This window comes from Virgibacillus kekensis (assembly GCF_042654125.1).
Taxonomy (GTDB): Bacteria; Bacillota; Bacilli; order Bacillales; family Amphibacillaceae; genus Lentibacillus; species Lentibacillus kekensis.
In genome coordinates this window covers 94330-109801 of the sequence record NZ_JBHSFU010000004.1, presented here as the reverse complement: position 1 = coordinate 109801, position 15472 = coordinate 94330, and the positions used below count along the sequence as shown (strand labels likewise).

General features: G+C 42.2%; 18 protein-coding genes and 1 riboswitch. Of the genes, 15 read left to right on the top strand and 3 right to left on the bottom strand.

What is annotated here, in order from left to right; all coding sequences use genetic code 11:
• The first annotated feature begins 183 nt into the window (after positions 1 to 183).
• From ACFO3D_RS04950 to ACFO3D_RS04920, 7 genes are all read left to right on the top strand, one after another.
• Complete coding sequence (locus ACFO3D_RS04950; RefSeq protein ID WP_390293530.1) at positions 184 to 1200, top strand: hypothetical protein; 1017 nt, start codon at positions 184 to 186, stop codon at positions 1198 to 1200.
• A 140-nt stretch (positions 1201 to 1340) separates the two neighbouring features.
• Positions 1341 to 1775: an IDEAL domain-containing protein gene (locus ACFO3D_RS04945; RefSeq protein WP_390293529.1), complete on the top strand. Its 435-nt coding sequence runs from the start codon at positions 1341 to 1343 to the stop codon at positions 1773 to 1775.
• A gap of 445 nt (positions 1776 to 2220) precedes the next feature.
• Entirely contained in the window at positions 2221 to 4095 is a 1875-nt protein-coding gene (locus ACFO3D_RS04940) for an OPT family oligopeptide transporter (RefSeq protein ID WP_390293528.1), read from the top strand.
• A gap of 177 nt (positions 4096 to 4272) precedes the next feature.
• Positions 4273 to 4836, top strand: coding sequence for a chromate transporter (locus ACFO3D_RS04935; protein ID WP_390293526.1), 564 nt, complete (start codon positions 4273 to 4275; stop codon positions 4834 to 4836).
• The gene (locus tag ACFO3D_RS04930) at positions 4833 to 5360 is read left to right on the top strand and encodes a chromate transporter (RefSeq protein ID WP_390293525.1); all 528 of its coding nucleotides are present in this window, start codon (positions 4833 to 4835) and stop codon (positions 5358 to 5360) included. Before ACFO3D_RS04935 ends, ACFO3D_RS04930 begins: the two co-directional genes overlap by 4 nt.
• Positions 5361 to 5497: 137 nt before the next feature.
• Positions 5498 to 5635: a hypothetical protein gene (locus ACFO3D_RS04925; RefSeq protein ID WP_390293524.1), complete on the top strand. Its 138-nt coding sequence runs from the start codon at positions 5498 to 5500 to the stop codon at positions 5633 to 5635.
• Positions 5635 to 5967 carry a hypothetical protein gene (locus tag ACFO3D_RS04920; RefSeq protein ID WP_390293523.1) on the top strand — a complete coding sequence of 111 codons (333 nt, stop codon included), beginning with the start codon at positions 5635 to 5637 and terminating at the stop codon, positions 5965 to 5967. The genes ACFO3D_RS04925 and ACFO3D_RS04920 overlap by 1 nt, the downstream gene beginning before the upstream one ends.
• Positions 5968 to 6222: 255 nt before the next feature.
• Here ACFO3D_RS04920 and ACFO3D_RS04915 read toward each other — a convergent pair whose 3' ends face one another.
• From ACFO3D_RS04915 to ACFO3D_RS04905, 3 genes are all read right to left on the bottom strand, one after another.
• Entirely contained in the window at positions 6223 to 8247 is a 2025-nt protein-coding gene (locus ACFO3D_RS04915; RefSeq protein WP_390293522.1) for a penicillin-binding transpeptidase domain-containing protein, read from the bottom strand.
• A 98-nt stretch (positions 8248 to 8345) separates the two neighbouring features.
• The gene (locus ACFO3D_RS04910) at positions 8346 to 9290 is read right to left on the bottom strand and encodes an LCP family glycopolymer transferase (protein ID WP_390293521.1); all 945 of its coding nucleotides are present in this window, start codon (positions 9288 to 9290) and stop codon (positions 8346 to 8348) included.
• 61 nt (positions 9291 to 9351) lie between these two features.
• Positions 9352 to 9945 (bottom strand): class D sortase, encoded by a 594-nt coding sequence (locus ACFO3D_RS04905; RefSeq protein WP_390293520.1) that lies wholly within the window; start codon positions 9943 to 9945, stop codon positions 9352 to 9354.
• Between the two features lie 197 nt (positions 9946 to 10142).
• A riboswitch (cyclic di-GMP riboswitch) is annotated at positions 10143 to 10227 on the top strand.
• A 25-nt stretch (positions 10228 to 10252) separates the two neighbouring features.
• On the opposite strand from ACFO3D_RS04905, the gene ACFO3D_RS04900 reads away from it, so the two are divergent.
• From ACFO3D_RS04900 to nagB, 8 genes are all read left to right on the top strand, one after another.
• A complete protein-coding gene (locus ACFO3D_RS04900) occupies positions 10253 to 10390 on the top strand; it encodes an anti-repressor SinI family protein (protein ID WP_390293519.1) in 138 nt (45 codons plus the stop codon).
• 83 nt (positions 10391 to 10473) lie between these two features.
• The gene (locus ACFO3D_RS04895) at positions 10474 to 10806 is read left to right on the top strand and encodes a helix-turn-helix domain-containing protein (RefSeq protein ID WP_390293518.1); all 333 of its coding nucleotides are present in this window, start codon (positions 10474 to 10476) and stop codon (positions 10804 to 10806) included.
• A gap of 237 nt (positions 10807 to 11043) precedes the next feature.
• Positions 11044 to 11568: an RNA polymerase sigma factor gene (locus ACFO3D_RS04890; RefSeq protein WP_390293517.1), complete on the top strand. Its 525-nt coding sequence runs from the start codon at positions 11044 to 11046 to the stop codon at positions 11566 to 11568.
• Entirely contained in the window at positions 11558 to 12592 is a 1035-nt protein-coding gene (locus tag ACFO3D_RS04885) for an anti sigma factor C-terminal domain-containing protein (RefSeq protein ID WP_390293516.1), read from the top strand. The genes ACFO3D_RS04890 and ACFO3D_RS04885 overlap by 11 nt, the downstream gene beginning before the upstream one ends.
• A 4-nt stretch (positions 12593 to 12596) precedes the next feature.
• Positions 12597 to 13115, top strand: coding sequence for a VanZ family protein (locus ACFO3D_RS04880; protein WP_390293515.1), 519 nt, complete (start codon positions 12597 to 12599; stop codon positions 13113 to 13115).
• A 98-nt stretch (positions 13116 to 13213) separates the two neighbouring features.
• A complete protein-coding gene (locus ACFO3D_RS04875; protein WP_390293513.1) occupies positions 13214 to 13354 on the top strand; it encodes a hypothetical protein in 141 nt (46 codons plus the stop codon).
• Positions 13355 to 13570: 216 nt separating this feature from the next.
• A complete protein-coding gene (gene nagA, locus ACFO3D_RS04870) occupies positions 13571 to 14737 on the top strand; it encodes an N-acetylglucosamine-6-phosphate deacetylase (protein ID WP_390293512.1) in 1167 nt (388 codons plus the stop codon).
• Between the two features lie 4 nt (positions 14738 to 14741).
• Entirely contained in the window at positions 14742 to 15467 is a 726-nt protein-coding gene (gene nagB / locus ACFO3D_RS04865; protein ID WP_390293511.1) for a glucosamine-6-phosphate deaminase, read from the top strand.
• Positions 15468 to 15472 lie beyond the last annotated feature (5 nt).

Genomic DNA, 15472 nt, shown 5'->3' with positions numbered 1-15472 from the left:
CCTCATCCTTTTTAAAGGATGGGGTTTTTTACATAAAATGATTTCTGAAGAAAAACTTTAGCTACAGAAAGTTAATGGTCACCTTCACCTATCAAGTTCGAGCGTTCATAATCACCAAACACGCTCACATATCATAAACTAATTAGGCGATATACTTATTATTTTATACGAGGAGTGTATGCTTTGCCTATTACTAAATATTGGGTTACCGGGAACACCGCCGAGGGTTTCGTGAACTTTTTGGAGGATAACCTGCAGGGGGTTGATCAGGTCATTAGCCTGAAGCATCCATCCGCAACCCTTAAGTCAAAGGTTCTGAAAAACCTGATGAACGACTTTGATCCCGAAAACATCGAAGTCCTGAAAAGCACACTTGCCGAGACGTATTTGGATGGTTTTATTGTCAGAAGCAAATCGCTTGCCATTGTGGATTCTACTATAGCTGGCAGCAATACTACCGAAACTGAACTGGACGCGCATTTTCCGGTTGAAGAGCAGAACTTGGATGAATTCCATAATCTTCGGCAGAAGGCGTACAGTTGTTATGCGACTGGGCTCAGTGTGCATGATGAGCTTGAGGAAATATACATTAACCAGATGGACTTCGGGAAGGCTGACAGGTTTACTGCGAATTTCATTAGTGAATTATTGAAGCACAGTCCTGCCAAAGATGATACCGGACAAATCTATCACCGGTTATTTGGAACGAATACTGCCGATGGAACCGTAAACGAAGTACCGCACTTAATCAAAAATATCGGGGACGTCCGCTATATTAAGGGGAGGGCGGGTACCGGCAAATCCACTTTTATGAAAAAAGTTGCTAACGCCTGCGTGGAGAAAGGGTACGATGTCGAACTGTATCATTGCAGTTTTGATCCAAATAGTGCGGATATGATACTAGTACGTGGCATGGATTTTTGTATATTTGATAGTACGGATCCGCATGAATTTTTTCCGCAGCGGGAAGGCGAAACGATTGTTGACCTTTACGAGGAACTTGTGGAACCAGGAACCGATGAGAAGTTCGGGGATGACATTTTCGAACTGAACAACCGTTATAAAGCATTTATGAAAGAAGGAAACCGTTATATAAAAGAAGCAGGTGATCTTCTAGAAAAACTGGAGCAGAATTATATTAACACCTATTCGGATAAGGATATTGAAAAAGTAAGCCGGAACATTTTGAACACTATTTGATACCATGCCGTTAATTCTGTCGATTAGCGGCAGTTTTTTACAAGAAATTTTCCATTAAATTCCCTTGTATTTTATAAAGAAGTATAGTAAAATAAATTAACAGAAAATTATGAGTTTAAAGATATCCGGGAGGTGCAAGAATGGTAACCGTGAAGATGCTGAAGCCGTATTATATAAAAGCTGATGATGATTATGTACAGGTTATTCTGGCTTATCAATATTTCGCAGTATTTATTAATAAGAAGGTTTATCAATTTGTTCCGATCGAATCCAAGGAAATCCGTATTAACCGCAAGACAAAGCGAGTAGAAAACGTAGGTGCCAGGTTTGCTTTTCAAAAAGGAAAGGATATCATATACATGACCTTAAGTGAACTTGTCTCTCTTCCGGACTTTTTGGTGCAGCTTAACTCGATTGCTGACCCGTACTATATCGATGAAATTAAAAATGAGGAATCTAAAAATGAAAACGCTATCATTAACGAGCTTGAAAAGCTCAATCTAAAGCGACTGATTGATAAATCGCTTGATGAACGTGATTTTGAGGCATTTCAGTCGTTAGTTAAATTGTTATAAATAATATTACACACTCTCTGAAAAGGGGGTGTTTTTTTGGCTAAATTGTACCCTTCGATGAGGGTTATATCCCCAATTGTAATTTCTCCTCACAATTGAAGAATCCAAACGTTCTTAAGCATTGAGTGGGAAACAGGAAACGGGCATATTAATGAAATGTAAACGGTCACATAACTGTCGGACTAGACGAAATTATATTAAAGTGCGACAATTAACGACATACGATAAGATTTTTTTGTTTCTAAAAAATAGGATTTATGATACTATAAATATTGCTGTATTCCTTGGCATTATTGTACTAAGGGTGAAAATTTTCTAAAAACAAAGCGGTCCATTCCTTGCTGTGTATACATAGTAAGGTTTTTCTGTTTCATGATATTTATCTATATATTTAGAATATATAAACTGAAATGGACTGCAATTCAACTAAAGGAAGGTGTCTAACTTGTCACAGAAGGATCCAAATCCGGGATTTAAGCCATATGTTCCTGCATCCCAGAAACCCCCGGAATTCACTTGGGTTGCAATGGTGGTCGGTGCGGTACTTGCAATTGTTTTCGGCGCAGCAAATGCGTATCTTGGACTTATTGTTGGTATGACTGTGTCCGCATCAATACCGGCCGCTGTAATTTCAATGGCGGTACTACGAATCATCCTGAAACGTACCTCGATTCTGGAAAATAACATTGTCCAGACGATTACGTCAACAGGTGAGTCATTGGCTGCAGGGGTTATTTTCACATTGCCTGCATTGTTTATTTGGCAATTGGAGCCAAGCCTGTCAACAATTGCAATCATTGCACTTGCTGGTGGTATCTTGGGAGTTGTTCTTATGATTCCGCTTCGCCGCGCATTGATTGTTAATGAGCATAAGAATTTGCCGTATCCTGAAGGTACCGCATGTGCGGAAGTACTTCAGGCAGGTGAACGCGGTGGCCAGGGAGCCAAGCTTGTGTTTGGCGGTCTTGGAATCGGCGCAGCGTTCAAGTTGCTGACAGATGCCGTGAAAGCATTCCCGTCTTCGGTTGAATGGGAAATCTATAAATTTAAAAATGCTGCAATTGGTATCGACACGTTACCTGCACTACTTGGTGTTGGTTATATTATCGGGCCACGTATTGCAGGAATCATGTTTGCCGGTGGTGTGCTAGGCTGGCTTGGAATCATTCCGTTAATTAGCTATATTGGCGGTTTCACTGATGCAACCATCTATCCTGGTGAAGTTCCGATTGCCGACATGGGCTTCCATCAGATTTGGGATAACTATCTTCGTTACATCGGTGCCGGAGCAGTGGCATTCGGTGGTATTATAGGTCTGGTCAAAACACTGCCAACCATCGCTTCTTCATTTACAGGTGCGATGAAAGGATTCTCTTCAGCGGGTGAGGGAGAAGACCTTCGTACAGAGAAGGATATTCCAGTAATATTGATTGTTATTCTAACAGTGATATTCCTGGCTGTCCTTATGTTCTGGCCAACTATCAACCTCGGACTTATAGGGTCCATTCTGTTGTTCATTTTCGGTTTCTTCTTTGTAACCGTATCTGCTAGGATTGTTGGTATTGTAGGTAGTTCCTCAAACCCGGTATCCGGTATGACTATTGGTGCGCTGATTTTCATTTCATTAGTCCTGTCTGCAGTTGGTCAAACTGGACAGGCTGGAATGGTTACCGCAATCATTATCGGTTCAGTTGTTTGTATTGCGGCAGCGATTGCCGGAGATACTTCACAGGACCTTAAAACCGGTTTCTATGTTGGTGCTACACCTAAGTGGCAACAAATCGCGCAACTTTATGGTGTTCTGATTACAAGTATTGTAATTGGATTCATCCTGATTCTGCTTGATAATGCATATGGATTCGGTTCAGCGGAACTACCTGCACCACAGGCTGTACTAATGTCCATGATTGTTGATGGAATCATGAATGGCGATCTTCCATGGAATCTGATCTTCATTGGTGCTGCAGCAGCGGCAACCGTTGAATTGTTCGGAATTGGATCACTTCCATTCGCGGTTGGTCTTTACCTGCCAATCCACATGACATCGCCAATTATGGTTGGTGGACTGATTGCAGGAATTATCAGACGCCGCACGAAGAATAAAGAAGAACTTAAAGAGAAAAACGAACGCGGTATTTTGCTCGCATCCGGTTATATTGCTGGTGAGGCATTGATGGGTGTAATTGTCGCCCTTGCCGTAACAGCGGGAGTTGTGTTCCCGACCGATACATTCTTCGGTCCGATTGTTTCCCTGATTGCATTTGCAATTGTGGCATGGTATCTGTTCCATGTTTCCAACAAGGGAAAGGTAAAACAATAAGTTAATTTTATTGAGAATCACCCCTCACATGAGGGGTGGTTCTTATTTTTTGTCGAAACTTTTGGTATGATGTTTAATGAAACCTGCGGGAATAATGAATGAAACGTTTTCAATTACTGATCATTCAACAAAATAATTAAGAAATTATGAGCAGGCATCCAGCCAGGAGGTATACATTTGCAGCAATTGCATTTATTCCTAGCGTTTTTCCGGGTGGGAATTCTCGGTTACGGTGGTGGTCCGGGATCCATACCGCTTATACATAAAGAAGTCGTTGAAAAATACAGATGGATGAGCGATGAAGATTTTGGAGATTTGCTGGCGCTTTCCAACACATTGCCAGGTCCGATTGCGACAAAACTGGCCGGGTATATCGGTTACCAGGTTTCTGGGATGTTCGGGATGATTAATGCTGTGATGGCTACCATTCTCCCAACAATTGCCCTGATGATTATTCTGCTTACATCACTATCGAGCATTAAGGATGTAAGCTGGGTTGAGGGTATGACTGCTGCGGTAATTCCAGTGGTAGCAATGATGCTCGCCGTTCTGACATGGCAGTTCTTCGATAAAGCAAGACGTGGGATGGGCTGGACACAGACATTTCTTATGTCAGTAGTTATATTTGTGCTGTTTGAGTTCATGAATGTACATCCAGGCATTCTGATTGGCGTGTTGATATTGATTGCTTTAGCTAGGAAAGATAAATCTCCGGACGAGAAGGGGGATAAGCTGTCATGAAATACTGGCATATTTTTATGGCTTTTTTCATTCCGGGGATTCTCGGATATGGCGGCGGCCCCGCGTCCATTCCGCTTGTTGAAAATGAGGTTGTCCGGCGATATGGATGGATGAGTGTACAGGAATTCAGTGAGATGCTTGCGATAGCCAATTCATTACCAGGTCCGGTTGCAACTAAACTTGCCGGTTATATCGGCTATGCCGAGGGAGGACCAATAGGAGCGGTCATCGGAGTGTTCGCTTCTGTTGCCCCATCGCTATTGCTGATGATTCTCCTTTTAGGGATTCTCTACAAATATAAAAATTCTCCAAAAGTGCATCGGCTGACAATGTATGTCCGGCCGGTAATTGCTATTTTGCTTGGTGTAATGGCTTGGCGTTTTTTCCAGACGTCCTACGAAGGAATAGGGTTATGGCAGGTTCTGCTGATAACCGTTTCAAGTTTTTTACTGATTGAGCGGATGCGTATTCATCCCGCATTTGTAATAGGAATAACATTGATATATGGCGCCGTGTTTTTATGAAAAAGCATTCCTTAGATGGAGTGCTTTTTTTAATGGATAGAAAAAAAGTGTGCTGGGGGCGACAATTTCTTAAAAGTTGATACGGGTCAAGGAAATAGGTCTCCTTACATATGATAATGAAACTAAGAGGGAGGGTCATGATGGAAAACAACGATTATTACGAGGTTGAGCGAATGATCAACGAGGGGCTTGCGGGCGGTTTTCTGGATGGACGATACGGGACGGCACAATATGATTTACCGGAACAGCCGGGAAATAGTGAGGTGAAGGAGTAATGGGTGGTTCATTCGTAGTAGAGGGGTTTAGCTTTATTTTTATCGCTGGGATGGTTTCAATTATATTATCCATATTATTGCGGTCGTTTCTGACTACCTTCATTCAAGTAATTTTGTTGGCAGCTCTATTGATAATAAACAGTGATGGCGGCTTGGTTTATGTAATTGGTGGTTTGGCTCAATTCGCCCTGACCGGATTGATTATTTTCAAATATATCATGGCTATTGAGATGAACTACCAGCTGGTCATGGAAAAAACACATCAGATACCAGTTAATGTTAGTGGGAACGGGGACAGAGGAAGCAGATTCTCATTCTGGCAGACAAAATAGGGCAGGGATGTCTTATGGGGAGATAGATACGAAATTGAAATTGCATATGAGATTGCAGGCCAAATCGCATTATCGGTTTGGTCTTTGTTTTATCTGGATGTCAGAAATGGAGGTAATTGGAACCTCATTCCGTTAAAAGGGAAAAAAGCAGGGGTAGAGAGGGTGAAGTGGATCCTGTATGCAGCGTTATATTGAAAGGTTTCACGCCAACAAAAAAGTCTACTCGTATTTGGTCGAGTAGACTTCTTCCAGTGATTAATTCTTATACGCTGATAATACTTCTGTTACTTTGTCAATCGTGTAGGCACTGCCACCACGGTCTTCGGTACTCTCAACCATCATGGCAAGCAGAATGTCCTGACTGTCACTTGGATATGCGACAAACCATCCATTCTCAGCACCTGACTCCTCACCAGCCTTCTTCAATTCAGCAGTTCCAGTCTTACCGGATATAGGAAAATCAGCTTTTTGTGCACCTTTGGCTGTACCTATTGGGGAGGAGACAACTTTTCGAAGCGCCTCGCGCACAACTTTTGCTTGTTCCGTGGAAATCAGCTGTTCCTGCCAGACCTGGCTTTTTTCTTCATCAGCGAGCAGAACTGGTTTCAGCAGATTCCCATCATTGAGAAATGGTGTAAATGTTGAAGCCAGATGGAGCGCGCTCATTTGTAACTCACCCTGCCCATAACTGGTGTCAGCAAGCAGAACTTCATCATCAAGGGAGCCGCTGTTTGAAATGGTTGATGTTTCGATTGGATAAGTGTACGGAAACTCTTTGCTGAATCCAAATTTCTTTAATCCACTACTATATTTTTCCACACCCATTTCAACAGCTTTTCGTGCGAAAAATATATTATCAGAACGTATCAAGGCATTTGTGACGTCTACTGGTCCGTTGGATTCGGATACACGGCGGACTTCATAGTTGCCCCACCCTTCACCACCGCTCCAAGTAAGACCGTTTATTTCCATACCTTCACCAGGTTTAATAGTGCCATTCCCAAGTCCAATTGCGGCAGTGACAGGTTTAATTGTCGAGCCTGGTGCATAGGTAGCGGTGAAACGGTTCACCAGCGGCTGTTGTGGGTCATTTTGCAGTTTATCCCATTCCGACTGTGAGATGCCGAATAGGAATTGGTTTGGGTCGAACGATGGACTGCTGACAAGCGCCAAGGTTTCACCGGTCTTCGGATGAATTGCTGCGGTCGTACCAGCGTCTCCATCATATGTCGCATAAATCTGTTTCTGTAATTCTGCATCAATTGTCGTAATAATATTTTCACCGTGCTCAACTCGCTTTTCTGCAAGCACAACCGGATCTTGACCTTCTTTTTCCACGGTAATGGCTACACCTTGAGTACCTTTCAACCGGTCTTCAAACAATTGCTCCATTCCTCGCTTACCGATTATATCGTTCGGGCCATACGTACCAGGTTCCTGTTTTTCCAGTTCTTCAGCGGTAATCTTGCCAATATACCCGACGAGATGCCCGGTTGCTTCTCCGTTGGGATAAACCCGGCCGGTTACCGCACGTTGGGAAACGCCATTTATTCCAGCCAGTTGGCTTAATGTTTCTTCGTCATTCTTTGGTACCTTCGCCAGAGGAACGTACAAATTCGGCTTAACCCATCCAGCATTCAGGGCATTGTTGATTTCCTCTACACTCATCCCGAGTAAGTCAGCGATTTTCTGTTTTTGCTCTTCAGGATTAGGCTGGAGCCGTTCAGGTACAACTCCGATTTCTGGAACCTTGTCGTTTATAGCGAGCGGCATCCGATTGCGATCAAGGATTTCTCCGCGCTTCGGTGCTTCAGTATCAATCCTGATTTTTCCTCCGTCTTTTATTTGGGGAAAAATAAAACCGGGATCCCACTTAACAAACCAGTTTTTATTTTCTTCTTCACCCTCCTGGATTAGGGTAGCTTCATAATCAAAGTTAATCGGCCCTGCAATTGTTTCCATTTTCACTTGGAATGGAAACTGTGCCGTCCCTTTTTCCATAGCGGTTTCTATATCTTCTGCCGATAATTTCTTATATGTCACCTTAAGATTTTCAACATTTAAGTCTCCGTATATATTTTTATAGCGGTCAACGAATTCTTCTGTCGGATATTCTTTCTCTGAATTGGTGGTGACCATTTTGTACATTTCGCTGAATTCTTTTTTGTTCCAATGTTTTACATACTGATCAAACCGTTCCTGTGGAGTTACTTCATCCTCGGCACAGGCTGTAATCACAACAAGCAATAGAACAGAAATCAATGCAATTATTTTCTTCATAGTGACCCCCTTAAATGTATCCTTTATTCTCTTTAATAATATCATTTTCCTAATGCAAAAACATGTATAGGTAAAAAGATAAGCCATCCGGAGATGACTTATTCTGCGTTCATATGATTCTTTAGCTCACTTTTAATTCTATTCATTTCTTCATCAGGTACGATATAGTACCAGCCACGGTTGATCATATCGCCGCTCCCGCTGATTTCCATCGTCTCAATATTGTTACGGGTCTGACGGTAATCAGTGAACAATGTCTGCATCTGCTCCATTGTCATGTTTGTCTTCACATTACCACCAAGTACATCCAGAATATCGGTGACCTTGGTGATGCTCGAAAAGCTGGCTGCTTCTGCTACCGCAGCTTTGATAACTTCACGCTGCCGTTCATTCCGTCCCAAATCTCCGCGCGGATCGTTTTTCCGCATCCGCGTGTACTTCAGAGCTTCCTCACCATTCAGGTTAATTTCACCGGCAGGGAAACGCTCACCGCCCTGGGTGAATGCCTGGTCATTTTTAACGGTAACTCCACCCAGTGCGTCGACACCTTGCTTGAATCCTTCCATGTTAACTTTTGAGTAGAAATGGATTGGTAAATCAAGCATCTGTTCAACAGTCTTTACTGTAAGGCTCACATCGCCAAATGCATATGCGTGGTTAATTTTGTCCATTCCTTCACCTGGAATATTCACATACGTATCACGCGGAATACTCAACATTTTCATGGAGTTGGTTTTCGGGTTAAGTGACATCAAAACCATCGTATCTGAACGGCCTTTATCGTTTTTACGCTCATCAACACCAAGTAAAAGTATATTAATAGATTTATTTTCACTGAAGATACTGTTAAGCTCTTTCTGTCGCTCTTCACTGTCATCACCGGGAAGCGGTTCATGCATCACGGCGACTGTATCGCCAACCTGATCATATATAAAATAAATATAGCTGCCGATCGCTAGTACTAATGCTGCAATTATTCCAACAACCCAGTATGGCCATTTTCTTTTCTTCTTGTGCTGTCTTTTTTCTGTTCTTGAATCCACTATTATTCTCCTCTGCTGTTTCCATTACTATAATTATAGCTGACCCCGCCATTATCGTCCATCACTCATTTATGACCGGGAGGGCGGTAATGATGTAACGGTCAGGTGCGTTACCGATATACGAAAAAGGATAGCAGGTTGTCAGGGTGAGAACCTCGTCAGGTGCAGTTGACTTAATTACGGTTCGGTCATCAGCATTGACAATTTCGGTATCGGTAATTTGATAGGTAAAGTCCCCATATGGCATTCTGACTGTCAACGTATCGCCGAGTTTCAGTTCCCCCATTCGGCGGAATACGGTATCGCGGTGTCCAGATAAAACTACCTGATTTTTTTCAAGCGGATAAGCCGTCCCTGCATAATGGCCAACCCCTTTCGCCAGTTCTTCCGGATCAGTTCCTTCAATGATAGGGAGTTCGGCGTTCAGCCTCGGAATATGCAGAATTCCAACTGATTCACCCTCGTCCGGCAGAAAAGGCTCCAACATATGAGACGATTGGAGGGAGGAAGATGTTTCACTTTTTTGATCTGCCAGCCGGATTTTTGCTTCTTCCAGGCTTTTATTTTGCGAATGATCGGTTTTAAACAGTTGGTAGCCGCCAATTCCGATAAAAATAATCCCGGCAATCGTGAGTAATATAGCGACACCTTTCATCCACATCCGCCTCCAGAAAAAGTAATCTAATTAGAATATAGGTTATTTTTAGGAACAAATCAATACATCTATAGAACAAAAGCCCTATATCGCCAAAATGTTTTCTGATAATTACAAAACTAGTTTGCATTTGACAAAACAAGACACCCACAAAATTGAAGTTTTATAGTATAGTAGTCCTAAGAAAAACATGGATCCTCAGAAAAGAGCAAACTTATTGAAAGATAAGGGCGCAAAGTCACAGGTCTAACGCATTGTTGCTATGGCGGCTGGATTACCTGGGAATTAAAATGGGGGACGGGGAAACATGCAGAGTGCTGAACGAAAAGTCGAGCTTGGTAACGATCTGGATTTAGAGTGGGTATTTTTAATGAAAGAGGCGAAAGCAATTGGACTGACAGTTGAGGACATACGGTTGTTTCTGGAGAAAGATGAAAAAAAGTGAAAGAATAATGTAAAAATAATGTGCTTTATATAGAACTATACGCCTTTTTGTGGTATAATTTAATCTGAAAGAAGGTGTATGGCTTGATCGGTGAAAAAATAAAGCAAATACGTAAAGAAAGAAAAATGTCCATATCTGAACTCGCTGAGCGGGCAGGAGTGGCGAAATCATATCTAAGCTCTATAGAACGAAACCTTCAGACAAATCCATCGATCCAGTTTATCGAGAAAATTAGTTCTGTACTGGGAGTATCCGTAAATGACATTATTCAAAAAAATAATGAGAACGATATAGAAGAAAAGTTGGATGGGGAATGGTTGGAGATTGTTCAGGAAGCAATGAGTTCAGGTGTTTCCAAAGAACAGTTTAAAGAGTATCTGGAGTTCAACAAGTGGCGTAATAAACAGGAAAACTAAAAGCCGTGAGCCATAAGCTTGCGGTTTTTTTGTGTGGTTAAAAAATTAGCGGTAAGTGGACTAAATCGAAATACATTTCGCTTTCCACGGTTGTGTAAATATATTTCACTGCTCGGCAAGTTTCATAGATTTATCCATTTACATCTTAAGCAATTATCTTCCGGAAATAATCTTTTTAAAAAAATGTAACAAAGTTCATTGCTGTTTCGTTGTTGTAATAGAGGGGGGAGGAGTTGATTGGAAAAGAAGATTTTTGCCGACTTATTTGAAGAATATCAACTCCCGCTGTACCGATATTTATTGCAAATGAGCCGCAATAAACAAGTTGCCGAGGAATTGCTGCAGGAAACATTCTACAGGGCGATGATTTCCTTAAATGTACAATATGTTAAAGAGCCAAAAGCATGGCTTTTTAAGGTGGCGAGAAATCTTTATATTGATACAAGCCGAAAATCGAAATCGGAAAAACGTATGGTTGAAAGGATAAAGACAGAAAGCACGCAGAACAGTGATATAGGTAACCCGGATGAAAGTCTGGAAAACAAATCAAGACAGGAGCATATCGAGAGCGTATTGGACAGATTGCCTGAACGAATGCGAACAGTGTTGTATTTACGGGAGATACAGGAATTTACATATAAAGAAATCGTGTCGACGACGGGTTTAAGTGATAGCCAGGTGAAGACTACGCTGCACAGGGCAAGGAAAAAATTCCGTTATTACGATGAGCTTTTAAGAGGGAGGTCTATTGATGGACGATGATAAAAATGTATTAGGCGACTGGAATGAAAGTGGGCAGGAAGAATTGGATCAAAAGAGTGCTAAGAAACTTGTATGGCGCACCCGCTTATCCATTACATTAACTGTAATCAAGACGCTCCTGCTTATATTGTTGGTTTATATCGCCTACACGATCCCGGTAAGCATTTTTTATGATTTTAACAAGCAGGCGGGCTTCGACAGACTTGTTTCTACCGTGATAGAGACTCACTATCCCGGGGTTGAAGTGAATAATGCTAGTGGGGGTAGTGATGCAGAAATCAATCCACTGCTGACACAGTCGACAACCTTGAAATTATACCGGGAAATCGGTGATTGGGATGTGGTTATTGGAGAAGTTTCAGCGGAGAAACAACTGTTTGGTGAATTAGATTATTCCCTGCAGCTTGATGAGAAATATTTAAATCAAAGCGGCCTCAAAGGATTTGTTATTCCAAACGAGTTGCTCGGTAGAGGTGAAACATATGTAAAGCCGAATGCAAGTGAGCCTGTTCGTTCCCAGCTGGAAAAAATCGATGGGGGTAATGTAATTCAAGTACAGTTTTCTATCAAGAAGGCAATGTCTCCGAAAGCATTGCTCAAGGAGCTTGATAATTATAATATAAGCGTCCTGAATATGCCTGTGTATGGTGGGGAAATTACTGAAGTGGAAGTGCCATACTCCCAGGCTGGCCAATTCACCTTTGCTTCAACGCTAATTCTTAATCCGGCTACAAGGTATGATGAAAATAATCGGCCGTCTTCATGGATAAGTCCGCTGAGTATGCAAACTATAGAGCGTTCAGTTGATCAGTTCTATGAGAATATTAATTGGATGGTTAATGAAGGAGGCTATTACGCTTCCGATATAGACAGAAAACGGCTGGAATATATCCAGGAGAACGGTATAAAAGTATTTGGAGCTACTGTGACAGGTCCTATCCGTGAGGTGGAGAAGCTGCTCCGCAAAGAAGAGTTTCACCAGTTTAGATTAAATGGAATTGAGGTATGGAATTGGGAAGCGTGATAGCATGAAAGCAATTTTATTAAAATACGGATATTGGCTGCTGCCGATTGCCTGGATGGGAATCATTTACTATTCGTCGGCGACACCGTATCAGGAACAGAATATGAAGCCGTTTTTGTCCAATACATTTGATTTATCATTTCTGACGCCGTGGTTTGATTGGATTAATTTTACCTACCATCACTCAGAGGTCAGTGTTGCAGTTCTTGGGATTGAAGGTTTTATTGAATTTTTTGTCCGTAAGGGTGCGCATGTCGGGGTGTTTTTTGTGCTGATGTGTCTGTTTTACCTTGCTCTGCATAAAATGGGTATGACACGTTTATGGAAAAAGTCAGCGATAGGCTTTGTTCTTACCGTGGCCTATGCCGGGCTTGATGAATTTCATCAGTCCTTTACGGCAAACCGCACACCATATTTTGGGGATGTTATACTTGATAGTTTTGGTGCTTTACTGGCTGTAATATGTCTGACGGTTTTTCAACGATGGGCAGTCACAAAGCAGAACAGAAATCGAAAGCTATAAAAAATCCTAATAAATTTCCGAAGCGACATAATTCGACACCATCTTTCCCTAACATGTGATATGATGTTTTTAATATTTTCAAAAAAGGCGGTATGAAAATGGTTGAGCAAGAACGTTATAAAGATATGCTTAAGAAGATGATTGAGGAAACCGAGAAAGATAAATTTCAGTCGTCTGAAGAAGTTATTAAAGCCTTGGTAACCGAACTAACTAGAGGAAATAAACCTATAGCAAACTAATATATATGAATCTGCGTCTCTATTAAGGGATGCAGTTTTTTTATTTCTCGGAACCTCATTCCGTCCCACACCTTTTTTCCCCCATTTCATCCCTTTTAACGGAATGAGGTTCCACCTTACAGAGTCGCCGGCATTTTTACCAGTTAACGCTTTCTAGACAGGGGGGTGCTGGTATGCTACCGTTAAATAGAAGAAAATAAAAAGGGTTGAGGCATAATGGTGAAGGATTTATATATAAAAAATGCTAGAGTACATACTGAAAATGAGGGAACTTTGAATGGTTCGGTATTAATCAGCGATGGTAAGATAACTAAATTGTACACGGACCATAACAGTCCGATTCCGCCGGATGCTGAGGTGATTGATGCCAATGGGCTTCATCTGATTCCGGGATTTATTGATGGACATATTCATGGAGCGGCTGGAGCCGATGTAATGGATGGAACTCCAGAAGCCCTTTCGACGATGGCTAAAGCCTTACCTGCAGAAGGTACAACTGGCTTCCTGGCGACGACCATTACCCAATCTCCTGAGAATATTGAAAAGGCGCTTAAGAATGTTGCTGGATATACATCTCGGCCAGGACAGGCTGAAGTGATCGGTATACATCTGGAAGGACCGTTTATAGAAAAGAGTAAAAAAGGCGCACAGCCTGCGGAATATATCCAAAAACCGGATATAAATCTCTTTAAAAAGTGGCAGGAGTTATCCGATAATAAAATCAGAACGATCACTATGGCACCTGAGCATGATGCAGATGGTAGTTTTACAAAATATTTGCATCAAACCGGTGTAAATGTATCTGCAGGACATACGGGTACTGGATTTGAGGGGATGCAACAGGCCGTTTCTCACGGTGTGCGCCAGGTGACTCATCTCTGCAACGCGATGTCAGGAATCCATCACCGTGATATTGGGGTTGTTGGGGCTGCATTTAAGCTGAAGGAACTTCGGGCGGAATTGATTGCCGATGGTATTCACGTTTCACCACAGATGCTCGATTTGATTTATCAAAACATCGGAAGCGAGCGGCTGATCCTGATTACCGACGCTATGCGGGCAAAATGTCTGCAGGCGGGTGATTATGAGCTGGGTGGACAGGCAGTGAAGGTAACCGAAGATCGGGCAGTTTTGAACGATGGGACGCTTGCGGGTAGTATTCTTCAATTGGTCAATGGAGCGAAACAAATGATGCAACTGGATGGTGTTACCATCGACAATATTATTGAAATGGCATCAGAAAACCCTGCCAGACAACTGGGTATATTTGGGCGAAAAGGAAGTATTGCAGAAGGAAAGGATGCGGATCTTTTACTTGTGGACAATAATTTAACCATCAAATATACTTTCTGTCGGGGCATCATTGCACATCAGGAGGTATAGTTAAATGGAAATTATCAAGGTTAAAGATTATCAGGGTTTAAGTGAAAAGGCATGTCAAATAATTATTGACCAGATAAAAGGGCAAAAAAACCCGGTTTTGGGTCTTGCGACAGGGTCAACACCAGAGGGCCTTTATCAGCAGCTGATCAATGCTTTTCGGCGGGGTGAGGTATCTTTTCAGCAGGCGAAAACATTCAATCTGGATGAGTATGTCGGTCTTCCAGGAAGCCATTCGAACAGCTATCGTTTTTATATGCAGGAGAAACTGTTCAACCACATTGACGTTCCAGGAAACCAGACATACCTCCCGCACGGAAATGCAACTGATCTGGAAAAAGAATGCCACCAGTATGAGCAGTTGATCCGTGATGCAGGCAATATTGATCTCCAGGTATTAGGATTGGGTCTGAACGGACATATCGGGTTCAATGAGCCTGGTACTGCTTTCGACAGCAAAACACATATAGTTGATTTGGATATGACTACAAGAAAGGCCAATGCTCGTTTTTTCAGTTCTTTGGATGAAGTGCCCGAGAAAGCAATTACAATGGGGATTGGGACGATTATGGAATGTAAAAAAATAATGCTGCTCGTATCAGGGGAGAAAAAAGCGGAGGCTGTAAATCGTCTGATAAATGGCACCGTTACGGAAGAGTTTCCGGGATCCATCTTGCAAAAACATGAGAATGTGGTGCTGATAGCAGATGAGGGGGCACTGTCCACGTTGTAGGACAG

Coding starts and splice junctions, on each gene's coding strand:
- ACFO3D_RS04900 (WP_390293519.1), top strand. CDS start 10,253: ATGCAGAGTGCTGAACGAAAAGTCGAGCTTGGTAACGATCTGGATTTA.
- nagB (WP_390293511.1), top strand. CDS start 14,742: ATGGAAATTATCAAGGTTAAAGATTATCAGGGTTTAAGTGAAAAGGCA.
- ACFO3D_RS04905 (WP_390293520.1), bottom strand. CDS start 9,945: ATGAAAGGTGTCGCTATATTACTCACGATTGCCGGGATTATTTTTATC.
- ACFO3D_RS04930 (WP_390293525.1), top strand. CDS start 4,833: ATGAAATACTGGCATATTTTTATGGCTTTTTTCATTCCGGGGATTCTC.
- ACFO3D_RS04875 (WP_390293513.1), top strand. CDS start 13,214: ATGGTTGAGCAAGAACGTTATAAAGATATGCTTAAGAAGATGATTGAG.
- nagA (WP_390293512.1), top strand. CDS start 13,571: ATGGTGAAGGATTTATATATAAAAAATGCTAGAGTACATACTGAAAAT.
- ACFO3D_RS04880 (WP_390293515.1), top strand. CDS start 12,597: ATGAAAGCAATTTTATTAAAATACGGATATTGGCTGCTGCCGATTGCC.
- ACFO3D_RS04915 (WP_390293522.1), bottom strand. CDS start 8,247: ATGAAGAAAATAATTGCATTGATTTCTGTTCTATTGCTTGTTGTGATT.
- ACFO3D_RS04885 (WP_390293516.1), top strand. CDS start 11,558: ATGGACGATGATAAAAATGTATTAGGCGACTGGAATGAAAGTGGGCAG.
- ACFO3D_RS04945 (WP_390293529.1), top strand. CDS start 1,341: ATGGTAACCGTGAAGATGCTGAAGCCGTATTATATAAAAGCTGATGAT.
- ACFO3D_RS04920 (WP_390293523.1), top strand. CDS start 5,635: ATGGGTGGTTCATTCGTAGTAGAGGGGTTTAGCTTTATTTTTATCGCT.
- ACFO3D_RS04925 (WP_390293524.1), top strand. CDS start 5,498: ATGATGGAAAACAACGATTATTACGAGGTTGAGCGAATGATCAACGAG.